This is a genomic window from Nonomuraea sp. NPDC049714, assembly GCF_044465295.1.
GTDB lineage: Bacteria > Actinomycetota > Actinomycetes > Streptosporangiales > Streptosporangiaceae > Nonomuraea.
Window position 1 is genome coordinate 259,954 of the sequence record NZ_JBITLM010000002.1, and the last position, 13,590, is coordinate 273,543.

General features: G+C 68.9%; 19 protein-coding genes. 10 read left to right on the forward strand and 9 right to left on the reverse strand.

The window, feature by feature from the left end; translation table 11 throughout:
• The first annotated feature begins 38 nt into the window (after window positions 1-38).
• Window positions 39-2,294, forward strand: a complete 2,256-nt coding sequence (locus ACIBQX_RS08125; protein WP_397001946.1) for a DUF4132 domain-containing protein — start codon at window positions 39-41, stop codon at window positions 2,292-2,294.
• Between the two features lie 262 nt (window positions 2,295-2,556).
• The gene (locus tag ACIBQX_RS08130) at window positions 2,557-3,270 is read left to right on the forward strand and encodes a dienelactone hydrolase family protein (protein ID WP_397001948.1); all 714 of its coding nucleotides are present in this window, start codon (window positions 2,557-2,559) and stop codon (window positions 3,268-3,270) included.
• 295 nt (window positions 3,271-3,565) lie between these two features.
• Here the strand turns inward: ACIBQX_RS08130 and ACIBQX_RS08135 are convergent, their stop codons facing one another.
• Window positions 3,566-4,078: an alpha/beta fold hydrolase gene (locus ACIBQX_RS08135; RefSeq protein WP_397003823.1), complete on the reverse strand. Its 513-nt coding sequence runs from the start codon at window positions 4,076-4,078 to the stop codon at window positions 3,566-3,568.
• 411 nt (window positions 4,079-4,489) lie between these two features.
• Between ACIBQX_RS08135 and ACIBQX_RS08140 the strand changes: the two genes are divergently transcribed.
• Together ACIBQX_RS08140 and ACIBQX_RS08145 are read left to right on the forward strand one after the other, a co-directional pair.
• Window positions 4,490-4,738 (forward strand): type II toxin-antitoxin system CcdA family antitoxin, encoded by a 249-nt coding sequence (locus ACIBQX_RS08140; protein WP_397001950.1) that lies wholly within the window; start codon window positions 4,490-4,492, stop codon window positions 4,736-4,738.
• Complete coding sequence (locus ACIBQX_RS08145) at window positions 4,735-5,136, forward strand: DNA-binding protein (RefSeq protein ID WP_397001952.1); 402 nt, start codon at window positions 4,735-4,737, stop codon at window positions 5,134-5,136. The genes ACIBQX_RS08140 and ACIBQX_RS08145 overlap by 4 nt, the downstream gene beginning before the upstream one ends.
• 347 nt (window positions 5,137-5,483) lie before the next feature.
• Here ACIBQX_RS08145 and ACIBQX_RS08150 read toward each other — a convergent pair whose 3' ends face one another.
• Both ACIBQX_RS08150 and ACIBQX_RS08155 read right to left on the reverse strand, forming a co-directional pair.
• A complete protein-coding gene (locus ACIBQX_RS08150; RefSeq protein WP_397001954.1) occupies window positions 5,484-5,765 on the reverse strand; it encodes a hypothetical protein in 282 nt (93 codons plus the stop codon).
• 1 nt (window position 5,766) lies between these two features.
• Window positions 5,767-6,294: an ATP-binding protein gene (locus ACIBQX_RS08155; protein ID WP_397001956.1), complete on the reverse strand. Its 528-nt coding sequence runs from the start codon at window positions 6,292-6,294 to the stop codon at window positions 5,767-5,769.
• Between the two features lie 198 nt (window positions 6,295-6,492).
• Between ACIBQX_RS08155 and ACIBQX_RS08160 the strand changes: the two genes are divergently transcribed.
• Together ACIBQX_RS08160 and ACIBQX_RS08165 are read left to right on the forward strand one after the other, a co-directional pair.
• Complete coding sequence (locus ACIBQX_RS08160) at window positions 6,493-6,714, forward strand: DUF397 domain-containing protein (protein ID WP_397001958.1); 222 nt, start codon at window positions 6,493-6,495, stop codon at window positions 6,712-6,714.
• An 80-nt stretch (window positions 6,715-6,794) separates the two neighbouring features.
• On the forward strand, window positions 6,795-7,274 hold the full coding sequence (locus tag ACIBQX_RS08165; RefSeq protein WP_397001960.1) for a hypothetical protein: 480 nt from the start codon (window positions 6,795-6,797) through the stop codon (window positions 7,272-7,274).
• A 37-nt stretch (window positions 7,275-7,311) separates the two neighbouring features.
• Here the strand turns inward: ACIBQX_RS08165 and ACIBQX_RS08170 are convergent, their stop codons facing one another.
• The 5 genes from ACIBQX_RS08170 to ACIBQX_RS08190 all read right to left on the reverse strand — a co-directional run bounded on the left by ACIBQX_RS08170 (window position 7,312) and on the right by ACIBQX_RS08190 (window position 10,457).
• Complete coding sequence (locus tag ACIBQX_RS08170; RefSeq protein ID WP_397001962.1) at window positions 7,312-7,785, reverse strand: DUF6069 family protein; 474 nt, start codon at window positions 7,783-7,785, stop codon at window positions 7,312-7,314.
• Window positions 7,782-8,057, reverse strand: a complete 276-nt coding sequence (locus tag ACIBQX_RS08175) for a hypothetical protein (protein ID WP_397001964.1) — start codon at window positions 8,055-8,057, stop codon at window positions 7,782-7,784. The genes ACIBQX_RS08170 and ACIBQX_RS08175 overlap by 4 nt, the downstream gene beginning before the upstream one ends.
• Window positions 8,058-8,062: 5 nt before the next feature.
• Complete coding sequence (locus ACIBQX_RS08180; RefSeq protein ID WP_397001966.1) at window positions 8,063-9,061, reverse strand: RNA polymerase subunit sigma-70; 999 nt, start codon at window positions 9,059-9,061, stop codon at window positions 8,063-8,065.
• Window positions 9,062-9,340: 279 nt separating this feature from the next.
• Entirely contained in the window at window positions 9,341-9,973 is a 633-nt protein-coding gene (locus ACIBQX_RS08185) for a TetR/AcrR family transcriptional regulator (RefSeq protein ID WP_397001968.1), read from the reverse strand.
• Between the two features lie 4 nt (window positions 9,974-9,977).
• Window positions 9,978-10,457, reverse strand: coding sequence for a nuclear transport factor 2 family protein (locus ACIBQX_RS08190; RefSeq protein WP_397001970.1), 480 nt, complete (start codon window positions 10,455-10,457; stop codon window positions 9,978-9,980).
• 266 nt (window positions 10,458-10,723) lie between these two features.
• Between ACIBQX_RS08190 and ACIBQX_RS08195 the strand changes: the two genes are divergently transcribed.
• The 3 genes from ACIBQX_RS08195 to ACIBQX_RS08205 are packed head-to-tail and all read left to right on the forward strand — an operon-like array spanning window position 10,724 to window position 12,447.
• Window positions 10,724-11,743, forward strand: coding sequence for a serine hydrolase domain-containing protein (locus ACIBQX_RS08195; RefSeq protein WP_397001972.1), 1,020 nt, complete (start codon window positions 10,724-10,726; stop codon window positions 11,741-11,743).
• Window positions 11,677-11,841, forward strand: coding sequence for a hypothetical protein (locus ACIBQX_RS08200; RefSeq protein WP_397001974.1), 165 nt, complete (start codon window positions 11,677-11,679; stop codon window positions 11,839-11,841). The genes ACIBQX_RS08195 and ACIBQX_RS08200 overlap by 67 nt, the downstream gene beginning before the upstream one ends.
• Window positions 11,842-11,883: 42 nt before the next feature.
• Complete coding sequence (locus tag ACIBQX_RS08205; RefSeq protein ID WP_397001976.1) at window positions 11,884-12,447, forward strand: hypothetical protein; 564 nt, start codon at window positions 11,884-11,886, stop codon at window positions 12,445-12,447.
• Between the two features lie 73 nt (window positions 12,448-12,520).
• On the opposite strand, the gene ACIBQX_RS08210 is transcribed toward ACIBQX_RS08205, so the two are convergent.
• Window positions 12,521-13,117, reverse strand: a complete 597-nt coding sequence (locus tag ACIBQX_RS08210; RefSeq protein ID WP_397001978.1) for a TetR/AcrR family transcriptional regulator — start codon at window positions 13,115-13,117, stop codon at window positions 12,521-12,523.
• 69 nt (window positions 13,118-13,186) lie between these two features.
• Here ACIBQX_RS08210 and ACIBQX_RS08215 point away from each other — a divergent pair, with 69 nt between their 5' ends.
• On the forward strand, window positions 13,187-13,570 hold the full coding sequence (locus ACIBQX_RS08215) for a nuclear transport factor 2 family protein (protein ID WP_397001980.1): 384 nt from the start codon (window positions 13,187-13,189) through the stop codon (window positions 13,568-13,570).
• Window positions 13,571-13,590 lie beyond the last annotated feature (20 nt).

Genomic DNA, 13,590 nt, shown 5'->3' on the forward strand with positions numbered 1-13,590 from the left:
GTTCATCTTTGTCGGAGGCGTCGGGCAGGATCTTCCCCATGGAGCTTTCCTCTCAAGCCCAGTACCTCCTGGATCTGATGACCGGAGACAGGCAGGACCACGACGCGTGGCCGGACGTCTCCCAGGTGAGCGCGGTCGAGTTGGGCACGCTGATCCCGGCCGCCTACCGGGTCGGGACACGGGGCGGTGGGGCCAGGATGGCGCGCTTCGCGACCGAGGCGCAGGCGCGTGCGAGGCAGCCGGTGTTCACGCCCGAGGCGTGCGTCGATCTGTTCGAGGCGTTGGTCGACCGACTGCCGGCCCGGAAATGGGCAGACCTGTCCGTCGGCATCGGTGCGCTGGTCCGGTGCCCGGCGGGAGCGCCGCTGGAGCGGCTGGCCGATTCCGCCCGCACGCTGGTCCGGTTCCTGCTGCGCGAGAAGCGGTTGGACAGCCCCTTCTCCCTGCTGGCCACGGCCGGGATCGCGGGGCTGGACGCGGAGGTGACCGCGCAGCTCACCGAAGGGCGCGGGCCGATCGCGGTCGCCGAGGTGGAGCTGCTGCTCGGCTGGGATGTGGCGCGGCGGGCGCTGTTCGCCGAGTGGATCCGGGAGCAGTCCCACAACGCCTCCCCTCCCCTGCCCGACGTCCTGGAGCGGCTCGGCGGCCTGCCCGATCACCGGGACTTCGCGCGGGTGACCCTGGAGACGGCCGAGGGCCGCGTCGCGGCGATCCAGGCCGGGGAAATCCCGTATCGGGCGGACAAGGCGTTCGCGACCGGGGAGAAGGAGACCATCGGCCGGGCCGCACGGTTAGCGCTGTTCCAGGACGAACCGTGGCTGCCCGAGCTGCTGGACGGGCTGCTGCGCGGGGTGGCGGTGGCGCCCACCGAGGCCAGGACACTGCCCTCGCAGGGGGTGCTGTTCGAGATCGCCCGCGCGGTGGAGGATCACCCGACCCCCGAGGCCATCACGGCGCTGCGGGCCGCCCGTCAGGCGACCCGGCATGCCGGGGTGCCCAAGCAGCTGGACCGCATGTTCAAGCGGATCGAGGTCGCCTTGGCCGGGCGGGTCGAGGTCGCGTTGCGGCTGCCCGACGGGCGGGTGCGGCAGGCGGTGGGTGAGCACACGGCGGTCATCTCGACCGAGGGCGAGGTCGAGCTCTCGTGGTGGCAGGGGGACAAGAAGCTCAAGTCGCTCCCGGCGGCGGTCAAGCGTGCGCATCCCGACGAGGTCAAGCGGCTGCGGGCGCTGGCCAAGCAGGTCCGGCAGCAGCAGGCGACGCTGGTCAGGGCGCTGGAGGCCGGCTACACCAGTGACGTGACCCCGCCCTATCGCCGGCTGGCGGGGCAGCCGATCGCGGACCGGCTGATCTGGGAGTTCGAGGTGTCACGCGGTGAGTGGCGCAGCGAACTGGGGCTGGGCGTGCCGGACGGGCCGGTGCGCCTGTGGCATCCGGCCCGCGCCTCGGTGGCCGACGTGCGTGCATGGCGCGAGGTGGTGCAGGACAAGGAGCTGCGGCAGCCGTTCAAGCAGGCTTTCCGTGAGGTCTACCTGCTGACGCCCGCCGAGGAGGCGACGGAGCTCTACTCCAACCGGTTCGCCGCGCATGTGGTGGACTATCGCAAGCTGTACGCGCTGTTCAAGCAGCGCGGCTGGCAGGCCGACTATCTCGGGTTCTGGGACGGCGGCAGCTCCGGGGAGGCTCGGCGGGTGGTGACCGGGGGGCGGTGGCGGGTGACGCTCTGCCATGATCTCCTGCCGGACGACGACGGCTACGCGGTCACCGACCAGGTCCGCTTCCACCGGCTTTCCGAGGGTGCGTGGCAAGCGGCGGCGCTGAGCGAGGTGCCCCCGCTGGTGTTCAGCGAGGCGATGCGGGATGTTGACCTGTTCGTCGCGGTCACCTCGATCGCGAGCTACCCCGAATGGACCGACGGCGGGCCGGATCGGCTGCGGGACTACTGGCAGGCGGGTTCGTTCGGGCCGCTGCCACCGTCCGCCGAGGTGCGCCGGGACGCGCTGTCCCGGCTCGTCGGCCGTACGGCCATCGCCGAACGGTGCACGGTCACCGACCGGTTCCTGGTGGTGCGAGGCGACCTGCGCACCTACAAGATCCACCTGGGCTCGGGCAACATCCTCATGGAACCCAACGACGCCTACCTGTGCATCGTCTCAGCCCGCGATCCGCACGCGGGACTCTTCCTCCCCTTCGAGGAAGACGGCCGACTCGCGCTCATCCTCAGCAAAGCCTTCCTCCTGGCCGACGACACCGCCATCACCGACCCGTCCATCACCCGCCAGATCACGGGCTGAGCCACCGCACAGACGTGTGGGTCAGACCTTTCCACGTGAGCCTTCGCCGCCGGCATGACCTTCACCGTACGGAATGTCTCGGCAGGTCTCTTTCCGGCTCCGCGAGGCGACGCAGTATCTCGCTACGACGGTGAGAATGGGTGAGAACGATCAACACTGTGTGACAGGTGGGGCCTCCCTCCCGTGCATGGTCTAGGGAGCACCCGCACCAGGCACCTTCGAAAGGCTTTGGAACGCTATGCGCTTCAGCTTGACTTCCCAGATGTCGACCGACGGCGTCACCGAACAGTCCTTCACCCTCGGCGAGATCACCGGCGTCCTGTTCACGCCCCATGACGCCACCGGCCCCCGCCCGCTGATCCTGATGGGACACGGCGGCGGCCAGCACAAAAAGGCCCCCGGCATCCTGGTCGGCGCCCACCGGTTCGCCAGCGAGGGCGCTTTCGCCGTCGCCGCGATCGACGCCCCCAGCCACGGCGATCGGCCGAAAGACGAACAGGTCATGCAGTTGGCGAGCGACATGCAGGCCCACATGGCCGCCGGCAAGGATGCGACCGAGGTGGTCGTTGCCATGCACGACCTGCTGGCCGAGCAGGCCGTCCCCGACTGGCAGGCCGTCCTGAGCGCGGTCCAGGAGCTCGACCACGTGGGCGCCGGGCCGGTCGGCTACTGGGGGGTGTCGATGGGATCCGGGCTCGGCGTGCCGCTGCTCGCCGCCGAACCCCGGATCCGCGCCGCGGTGCTCGGCCTGCTCGGCGCGCAGGGGCTGACCGAGACCGCCGCCCGGGTCACCGTACCGGTGCAGTTCCTGCTCCAATGGAATGATTCGTTGGTGTCCCGGGACCAGGCCCTGGCACTGTTCGATGCCTTGGCCTCGACTGACAAGACCCTGCATGCCAACACCGGCGACCACTTGGAGATCCCCGCGTACGAAACCGACAACGCGCTGCGGTTCTTCGCCCGGCACCTTGTCTGAGGCCACTGCCTTGTAGCGCGCGACGCGCCGGCCGGCCCGTTCCGGCCGGCACGGTCGAGTCAGCCGTGCGGCTGAGCGGAACCGCCACGGACTCTGTGTACGGCTCCACGCCGTACACAGTGATCGCCAGACGCTGGCCGGACGAGACGATCCTGCTCGGATCGCCTGGTTGACGGCCGTTGCTGGCGGCCAGGGCGCCGCAGGTCGGGCCCTGTCAGGGGTTTCTCAGCCTTGGACACTCACCAACAGGCCAACGACGGCCACTGACAGTCGCGGCGGCGAGCGGCGCCGTCTGTCACGGATGGCGCAGAAACCCCGCCATCTGCTCAGATAGCGCCTGCGGATCCTCCAAGTGGAGATCGTGACCGACTCCGTCGATCACCACGATCGGGATGTCAGGCCGAAGACGACGCATCCGGTCGCTCTCCTCGGGAACAATGAACCCCTTCTCCCCCAACACCACCAGCGCCGGGCACCGGATCCGCCGCCATTCAGCCCAGTAGGACCGCCCGCACGCGGCAGCGACTGCGGCCACCATGACCTCGCGATCGAACCGCAGCCACAGTCCCTCCTTGGTTTCCGCGAGCTCAGCCGCCCAGCCCCGCCCCACGCTCCCACCCCCGAGGAACTCGGCGGCCCGCTCCCGATCCGGGAACGGCACCGGCCAGGAACTCAGCCACCCGCCGATCTTGCCCGGTCCAGCGGGGTCCGGCCGCTCCGGACCAGCCTCGATCAGGACCACCCCGACGCACCGGCCAAGCCGTGCAACAGCACAATGGCCCGGCCAGGTCCACCGCCATCCCAGCAGACCAACCGGACCCCATCACCGGCCACCACCTCACGCCGTGTTCCGGTCACCCGACAAGACTAACGATCAAGCGGTCACATTCTCTCGTCGCTTCCGGTTGGCCGGCCCGATCTCGTACGCCTCACGCGCGCTGACGTGGCCGGCGAGGAACATGTCCATCGCCCGGGTTCTGCCCGATGAGGCGCTGCAGCGTACCGTGCCGCCGTCGATGAGCGGCCCGCCACCGTCGGCAGAACACGCCGGGCGACGGCGGGCGAGTTCGCCCTGCCCGGCCGGCCAGAGCGGATCTCGGCCAGAGAGCTGGTACGGCTCCGCATGCGCGGCGAAGTGGCCCAGCACAACGCCACCCCAGTCACCACGTCCGCAACTTCCAAAGCAGCGCCGATGCGCATACCGCAGTATGCTTGCCGTATGGCGGACACGACTCGCATCACCGTGACTTTGCCGAGCGACCAGGTGGCCGAGCTCAGAAAGCTCACCGACAACGTCTCCGGCTACGTCGCCGAGGCGGTGGCACGCCAGTTGCGGCACCAACTCCTCGGTGCCGACCTGCGGCGTCACCAGGAGGAGCACGGGGAGTTCACCGAGGAGGAGCTGACTCAGGCTCGCGCAATGATCTCCGGAGCGGCGGATCTCGGTGGTTCGGCGAGCGCGACATGATCAAGAACATCGAAACCGTCGTCCTGGACTCACAAGGGCTCTCCGCCTGGATGGCGGAGGACCGTAAGATCCTCGCGATGTTGCAGGTGTTCCACACCATGGGTGCCGACTTCGTCATCGGTGCCAACACCATCGTGGAAGTCAGCCACACCCGTGTGAACATGCCCCGGCTGCAATGGGTGCTCTCCCGTGTCAAGGTCGAGCCGGTGACCGAACGTGCGGCCAAGGTGTCCGCGAAGCTGCTCAAGGCCGCAGGTCTGCACGGCCACCGGTACGCGATCGACGCGACGGTCGCGGAGGTGGCGCTGCGCCAACCGGGTCCAGTGGCCATGCTGACCTCCGATGTCGACGACATGGCCCGGCTGTGCGGCGACCGCGTCCGGCTCATCGGCATCTGATCAGCCCGTCACGCTTCCAGCCCAGGCGATGGGATCAGACGGCGGCAAGTGCCTGAAGCAGGCGATCATAGGCGGTGATGTCCGCGCAGTCGATCGGGCGACCGAAGGTGATCTCGGCCGGCTATAAGGCGCGACGCTCGGGCAACGAAGACAACCTTCCGCAGGTTGCCGGGCCGGGATGAAGTGGTCAGGCGGCAGTTCTGTGATCGAGCCACACCAGCCTCGGCGGTAAGCAGGCCGGCCCGAGGCTTGGTGTCGCCCATGCCACGCACCTCGTCTTCGGCTTGCCGCCGGCTTCTCTCACCGGCTCGATGGAGGCGCAGGCCCGCCGCCGGTCGCCGCGTGGATCATCGCGCCTCGCCGTGCGGGATCTGCGTGAAGATGAGTCCGGCGGCCGTGGCCGACATCCACGTGGTTTCGTGAACGGTCCGCTTCACGCGATCGGTACGGCGTACGAAGCCCAGGCCGGCTGCGGCGCAGAGTTCGTACGTCGTCTCCCGGCATTCGCACGTATGAGAGAGCACCCGGATGCATGACGCCCGAGGGGTGGGTTCGTCCCAGGTCAGCTTGACGTGGCCGGGCATGGGCGGCTCCACGTGCGGGCCGTGGAAGTCGGGGATCTCCGGCATGTCACGCGCTCCTTCTCTTGGAGACCTCGGTGACGTTCCTGAACGCGATGTCGACGCGGGTCATGGCGAGGTCGTGGAGGTAGCGGCGGCCGGACGGCGGCATCGTGCCAGGCCGGCACGGCGGCTCCGGGTCCGCCGGGCGTGCGGCCGCAGGGAACTGGATGGGGAACTCGAACCACACGGTCCGGCCGAGCCGGCGCCTCTTCACGCCCCATCGCGTCGCCACAGCGGCCAGGATGTGCAGTCCTCGTCCGCTCGTCTCGTCGGGGTCGTCGCGGAGTCGCGGCCCTGACCACCATCCCTGGTCCATGACCTCGACACGGACCCGCCCGGCGCCGAGCCACATACGGACGCGAAATGAGCCTTTGCTCCATCGTCCGGAAATGGTGTGCTTTATTGCGTTCGCGGCGAGCTCGGCCGCGAGAAAGCGTACGTTGTCCAGCAGTTCGCCGCCTTCAGCGCTTCGGGCAGCTCGATGACAAGCCATCGGGCCACGTAAATGCGGACATCGCTCAGAATTTCCGGACATCCAGGAAATCGCATCTCACCGATGAGCCGAGCGCCGAGGACTGCCACGTTAATCACCTATGCCCCATTCACGCATATACGCATACCAGCGATGATCTAGCCAAGAGATCAAAAGGCTCGTGCGTCGGCTCGAATGCGTACGTAAGGCTGCGCTTCCCGAGTACCTGTCAATACAGCGGATCAAGGAGAGAGTGACGACGTGGAGTTAAGCGGAGACATGGCGCGGGAAATCGCTGACCCCAAGGGCTGGATCACCGCATCAAGCGGTCAGGGTGGCGAGTGCCTGGAGGCGAAGCATCTGTCAGACGGCCGTGTCGCCTTGCGCGACACCGAGCAACCGGACACCGACCCGTGGATTCTCCGCCCGGCCGTCTGGGAAAAGTTCGTAGCAGGCGCGAAGAACGGCATCTTCGACTTCTAGCGTCAGCGACCATGCGGCCCCCGGCATTCACCGGGGGCCGTGCTGACAGGGAAGAGCCTGAGTACTCGGATGGTGCTCTTATGAGTGAACGGCGTCGTTCCAATTGGCTGATCTTCGCATCGACAGGTATCGCCCTGGGTGTCTTGAGCGTCTTCTTCCTGCGGATCGGCACGGCCCGGGCCGGTGAATGGGCGCAGATCATCGGCACTCTCGCGGGAATCGCCGGCCTCGGCGTGACCGTCTACAGCGTGGTGCTCATGCGCCGCACGACCCCCGCGCCATCGAAGGAAACACCGGGATCTGTCCGGAACACCTTGAGCGGCGACGTCAACGGGGACATCATCCAGGCGCGTGACATCGGCGCATCACCCGACGACGGGGGTGACCGTCCCTCCTCCGCAGGAGGAACGACAGCGAACAAGATCAACGGACGGCCGAGCCACCTTGCCGGCCTCCCACGTCACAACCAGCGCTCCCTGCCCCACCGGCTACAACGCGGGCAGCCTCCGGCACGCGTAGGTGTCAGGGCTCGGCTCCGAGCGCGTGCCGGCGCGGCTTGAGCCTGACGTCGACCCCGCGGACGGGTCTGCGGGATCTTCATCCCGCAAGGGATCGTTCATCGGTCCGGGTGCGGAGGCTCCGCGCCAAAGTGGGGATCATCACCGCCGCAGGGACGAGGTGTAGCCCGCAGAGGGCGATGGCAGTGGCGGTGTTCGCCCCGGAGAGGAAGGGCGGTACCAGCGAGATCGCGGTCAGCGACACTGCCGTCCACACGAATCGCTCGGCGGGGCGAACGCTCCAACGAAGAAGAGCGACGGCGATGACGACGCCCACGACCGAGAAGAAGCCGGTCACCACGGCGAACCCGGACAACGGGATCGTCTCGCCACCATCGGGTATCTCGAAGTCGACGCCGACGGCCTGGGCAAGCGCAGCGGCGAGGGTGGTGGCCGCCATCGCCGCGAGCGTGGCGATGAAGCCGGTGCCGGCGAGCCCGCGGAGTCGGTGGGTGTGGCTGGTCCGGCCCGGTGCCGGGTCTGCGACGCCCCCGGTGTCATTCAGGCTGTTCATGTCGTTCCTCCATCATTCGGTGGCTGGGACGTGACGGTCCTGGCCCTGGGGGTGAGGATGCGTACCCTCGCCGTGCGACGGCCGGGGTTCCGCAGGGCGCGGACCCCGGTGCCGCGCAGCCAGAACCCGGCGTCGCGTCCGAGGATCGGCCCGGGCTCGCCGTCGCGCAGCTCCAGCTGCACCCGCCCGCGGGTGACGACGCCGAACGCGTCGCACCACTCCGCCGCGACCACCTCGACACGCGCGCCACCGCGCAGCGCGAGTGTCCGCACCGGGACTACTCCGTGCCGTCCGCCGGCAGGCGCTCAGGCAGCCCGAGCCGCGGGAACCGGTCGTCGTGGAACGTGATGATCTCGGTGATCGCCCCGCCGGTGACGCGCAGGACGTCGATCGTCAGCGGCAGGTACGCGCCCTCCCGCTGCTGCCAGAGGTAGAAGGCGACGGCAGGCTGCCGGTTCACGGAGGTGCGGATGGCGCGCAGGCCCTTCATGCCCTCGAAGCCGCTCTCGACCCAGTCGTTCACCACCGCGTCGCGGCCGACGTACAGGCCCGGCGTGGGCGGCATCGAGCAGCGGACGTCGTCCCGCAGCAGTGCGGCGAGCCCGTCGATGTCCGTGGCCACGCTGGCATCGGTGTAGCGGCGCACCAGCTCGCGCGTCCCGGCGTCCTCCTCGCCGCCGGTCCAGTCCTGCCGCTCGGCGGGCAGGTGCTCCCGCATGCCGGCGCGGGCCCGCTGCAACGCGCTGTTCACGGAGTTGACGGAGTCCCCGAGGAGCTCCGCGACGTCCTTCGCGGGCCAGCCGAGCACGTCCCGCAGGATCAGCACGGCCCGCGGGCGCGGCGCGAGGTGCTGGACCGCGACCAGGTACGCCAGCTCGATCGTCTCCCGCGCGACGGCGACGGTCTCCGGCTCGTCCGCGTCGCCCGCGGGCAGCTCGTCGAGCAGCCGGTCCGGGTAGGGCTGCAGCCACAGCACCTCGCCGCCGGTCGCAGGCTCCGGCCGGGCCTTGGCGAGCAGGTCCAGGCAGGCATTGGTGGCGATCCGGTACAGCCAGGCCCGGAACGTCGACCGCCCCTCGAAGGTCTCCCGCCGCCGCCAGGCACGCAGGAACGTCTCCTGTACGGTGTCCTCGGCGTCCTCGAACGACCCGAGCATCCGGTAGCAGTGCACGTGCAGCTCCCGCCGGTGCCGCTCCGCCAGCCCCGAGAACGCCGGCTCGTCGACCTCGCCCAGACCGCTCACGCCCAGCTCCTCCAGCCGCGTGTCCGTACTCATCACGTCATCCTTCCGCCTCGTCGTGTCCCGTCGTAGGTATGACGGGTGCGGGCGCGACAACTCATCACCCCGAGAGCCCACAGGTGGACGGTGCTGCGACCCGGCCACAGCCCCGGTCGGCCACGCGCCGGCTCTGCGCTGTCTGTCGCGGGATCAGGGCTCGTGGGCGCCGTACACGCGCGCGCGTGGCGGCAGCAGCCGCCCGAAGGTCATTGATCGTCACACATCACGATCACCGGGCGGCTGTTCTGCGTTACGAGCACCGCCGATCCACACAGATCACGATCTCCGACTGCCGTACTGATCCGGACGGCAGGCCAGAGAGGAAAGGATGATCTCCCGTGCCGCACGGACCGTGGCCGCGAAGGCGGCCGGATCCCGGCCGATGCGTTCGGCGCCCGCGCGCATGACACCGGACAGCAGCTCCACCACGAGGTGCACGTCACCGACGTCCCGGAACTCTCCCCGCGCGATGCCGTCCCGGACGACGTTCTCCACCTCGACCACGATCACATGGAAGGGGCTGTCCGGCCCTTTCGGCACCTCGGTGACCGGACGACCGGAGCCCGGCCGGAACATCAGCTGCATGGCCTGATCCGTGGACGCCTCCAGGACCGCCTCGATGATCTCCCGCATCCGCGCCGCGGCCGGGTCCGAAGACCGCGCGGCGATCGCGGCCACCCGCTCGACGGCGGGTCGGCCCGCCCGCCGAGTCAGCGCCAGTACCAGGGCGCTCTTGTCGCGAGCGTAGTTGTACAGCGTGTTGCGCGCGAGCCCCGCCCGAGCCGCGATGTGGCCCATGTTGATCGACTCGTAGTCGCGTTCGAGCAGCAGTTGCCGCATCGCCTCGGCGAGGTCGGCCCACACCATCTCGTGGTGCTCCTCGATGCTGGCTCCCCTGATCCGCGGCATCCGATCATTCTCCTCCGGCTGCGGCTTCCCTCGCGCCCCGGGCCTGCGGCTGCGCGTTCTCCTGGTACGTCGCGGTGAGCTTCACGCGGTTGAGGCGCCAGCCGTCCGCCGTACGGACCGCCTCGTTGTCGTAGAAGCCGACCACCAGCCAGCGACCGGGTCCACCGCCGGCGGGCTCGGCCGGGAGCCAGTGTTCGGCGCGTACGTGCGCATGGATCGTCGCGCTGTCGCCGTCGATGTCGATGACGTGGCCGGTGATGGCATGGTGCGTTGCCGCGTAGGGCGCGAAGGCGGTACGGAGGATTTCCAGGTAATCGCCGAGCGGCATGGTCGTTGGCGGAATGCCGGCGACGGACTCGAAGTCGAGCGTCAACGGGTCGGTGAAGACGAGGCCGGGCAGCTTGGTGAACTCCTTCAGGTCGGCTATGTCGGCATATCGGCCGAGCAGTTCGATGAGATCGGCCCGATCAATGAGCGCCTTCATCAGAAGCCCTCTCCATTCACTACGGCGACGAAGAGCGTTCGTTCTGCCGCGCTCGTGATGGCGCTTGTCAGAACTCCGCCTTTACGCGACAACTTGTCGCAAACGTTACGACGTTCCGTCGCCAAGATCAAGCCATGGACGCCTCCCACGAGATGCCGCGCCGGCTGACGACACGGGTCACTCGGCTGGGCGAGAAGCTCCCCCTTGGGAGTGAGCTGGAAGATCGCCAGTGACGGCGATCCGGGCGACCGACTGTGATCGACAGGATGGGGGCATCCCACAGAACCTCCACTACCTGGAGACACCACCATGAAGCGCACCCATGTCGCCGCCGCTCTCAGCGGAGCATCGCCGGGCTGCCCGCCTCCGACGCGACCGCGGCCGAGGTCAGGGTGGGCGGCGCGAAAGGCTCGTGGCAAGGGGTTGCCGGCATGACCGACCTGCGTACCGACCGTTCCGCGAAACAGGGGGCCCGATTCCGGGTCGGCAGCGTGACCAAGGTCTTCACCGTCGCCGTCGTCCTGCAACTCGTCGCCGAGGGCGAGATCTCGCTGGACGACACGGTCCAGCGGCACCTGCCCGGCCTGCTGCCGGGCAGTTTCCCGCCTGTCGAGATCGGGCAGTTGCTCAACCACACCAGCGGGCTGCCCTCACCCAAGATCGGCGACAGCTTCGAGTGGGTCTACGCCACCAGGTTCAAGAAGTGGACGCCGCGGGAGTACGTCGGCGAAGCCGTACGGAATCCGATGGAGTTCGCCCCGGGCACGCAGCAGCACTACGTCAACATGAACACGTTCGTCGCGGGGCTGCTCATCGAGAAGGTCACCGGCCGGTCCTACGAGCACGAGGTGACCACCCGGATCCTCAACCCCCTCGGCATGCGGAACAGCTACCTGCCGGGCGACTCGATCCGCATCCGCGGCCGGCACAACCACGGCTACCAGGTCGTACCGAAGGGCTTCCAGAACGCCATCGAGTACGGCCGCCGGTATGTCGTGGACATGACCGTGAACAGTTCCAGCTCCACCTGGGCCTCCGGCGACCTGATCTCCACCACCGCTGATCTGGAGACGTTCATCAAGGCCCTGTTCGGCGGCAAGGTGGTCCGTCGGCGGAGCTTGTGCACATGTTCACGGTGCCGCAGGTGCCCACGTACGGCACCGGCGATCCCGCCATGCACACCTCGGGCATGTCCAGGTTGGAGCTGCCCGGTGGCATCGTGGCCTACGGCAAGACCGGCGCCCGGTACGGCAGCACAGCCGGCATCGGCGCCACCCGCGACCTGAGCCGTACGGTCGTGTACGCGGTCAACTCCACCGACGCCAAGGCTGTGGGCCAGAATCAGCGCAGCATGGGCATCGCGCTCGCGGCCTTCGCCCAGTGAACTTTCTTCGGGCCTGCCGCATCAGAGCTGGGTATGACGAAAATGCGCGTATTTGCCGTCCTGTCCGCGCTGCCCTTTGCCGCCGCTCTGACAGCGACCCCCGCCCAGGCGGCGGAGCGCCCGGCCTGCCCTGTCCCGACCAAGGCGGAGGCGAAGCGATCGTCCGATGCCAAGACCGACAAGCCGCCGAGGGGCGCCGCCGCCATCAAGGGAGTCCGCGTCAACCACATCCCGAAGGGCTTCGCGTACGGCGGGGTCAGCGTCAACAAGCACGACGGCATCACCGAGTACGGCTACCAGTGGCGTGATGCCCGCTCCGAGGAGAACCGCAAGCATCGGTCGCTGTGGGTCAGGGTGGTGTGCTGGCCGAAGGCGAGCAAGTTGACACAGCTCAAGAACGCGCCGTTCGGCATGGGGACGTTCTCCGGTAGCACGAGGATCATGAAGATCGGTGGCCGGCAGGTGCTCACGCAGGTGGGCGACGGCGCGCTGGGCCACGGCCGGTATGTGGGCTGGGTCGAGCGCAAGGGCGTCGTCGTCACCGTGATGGCCGGCCGGCCCCTCGTGCCGGAACTGGCAAAGATCATCAAGGGCATCGAGCTCTGAGCCGACCAACTCCGCCGTCCAGGCTTCTTGATCTGGCAGGTGTCCGGTTTCGCAGGGCCATGAGAACGCGGGTTCAGGGCTCGTGGGCGCCGTACACGCGCAGGATGCTGTGGCGCAGCGCCGTCGCCGCCTGCGCGGTGGTCATGCGGCCGGCGGCGACCTCGCCGCCGGCCGCATGACCGAGCGCGATGGCCGCGGAGACCAGCCAGGCCGGGCTGAGGGTGCCGTCGAACTCCCCGGCGGCCTGGCCGCGCCTGATCAGGCTCTCCAAGCGCTCGATGACCGGGGCGTGCCGGCGGTCGGAGTCCGCCGGGTCGGCGGCGGCCGCCGAGGGGTGCAAGAGCAGCGGATACCGGTCGAACAGCCTCCAGGTGACGTCCAGCCAGCGCAGCAGCGCGTCCCCGGCGGTGCCGCCGTCCTCGTCGGCGGCGTCGAGGGCGGCGACGGCTTCGGCGGTGATGTGGTCGATGACCGCGGCCACCAGCTGCGGCCGGGACGGGTAGTGGGCGTACACGGTCTGGCGGGTGACGCCGGCTGCGGCGGCGACCTGCTCCACCTTCGCGTCCGGCTGCCGGCCGAGCACCTGGACGGCGGCGTCGAGCACGGCGGCGGCGCTGCGCTCGGCGTCCGAACGCCGCCGGCGGCGCCGGGCACCTGTTATCTCTGACACGTTGTCTAATCTAGCATCGAGCATTAACGTAGACACTGCGTCAAAGATAAGTCGACTCTGGGAGATCACATGACACCCCGCACCGATCTGACCGGCTACCTGGTCCGTTATCCGCAGGAGGCGGGGCTGGGCGACGAGGATCCCGCGACCGTGCTGGACCGCTACCACACGCCCGACTACGAGCTGGTCAACGACGGTGTACGGCTGGACCGGAAGCGGCTGCTCGACCACATCCGCCCGGCCCGCAAGCGGGCCGCGGGTCTGCGGGTCGAGGTGGACCAGGCGCTGGTGGACGATGACCAGGTCGCCGCCCGGTACCGGCTCATCGCGGAGCTGCGCAAGGGCGGCACCATCACCACCGAGATCTACATGTTCGGGGAGCTGGCCGCCGACGGTCGGCTGCGCCGCGCCATCCAGGCCACCCGGACGATCTCATCCGAAGAAGCACGTTGAGTAGTGCCTCGGCGGTCTTG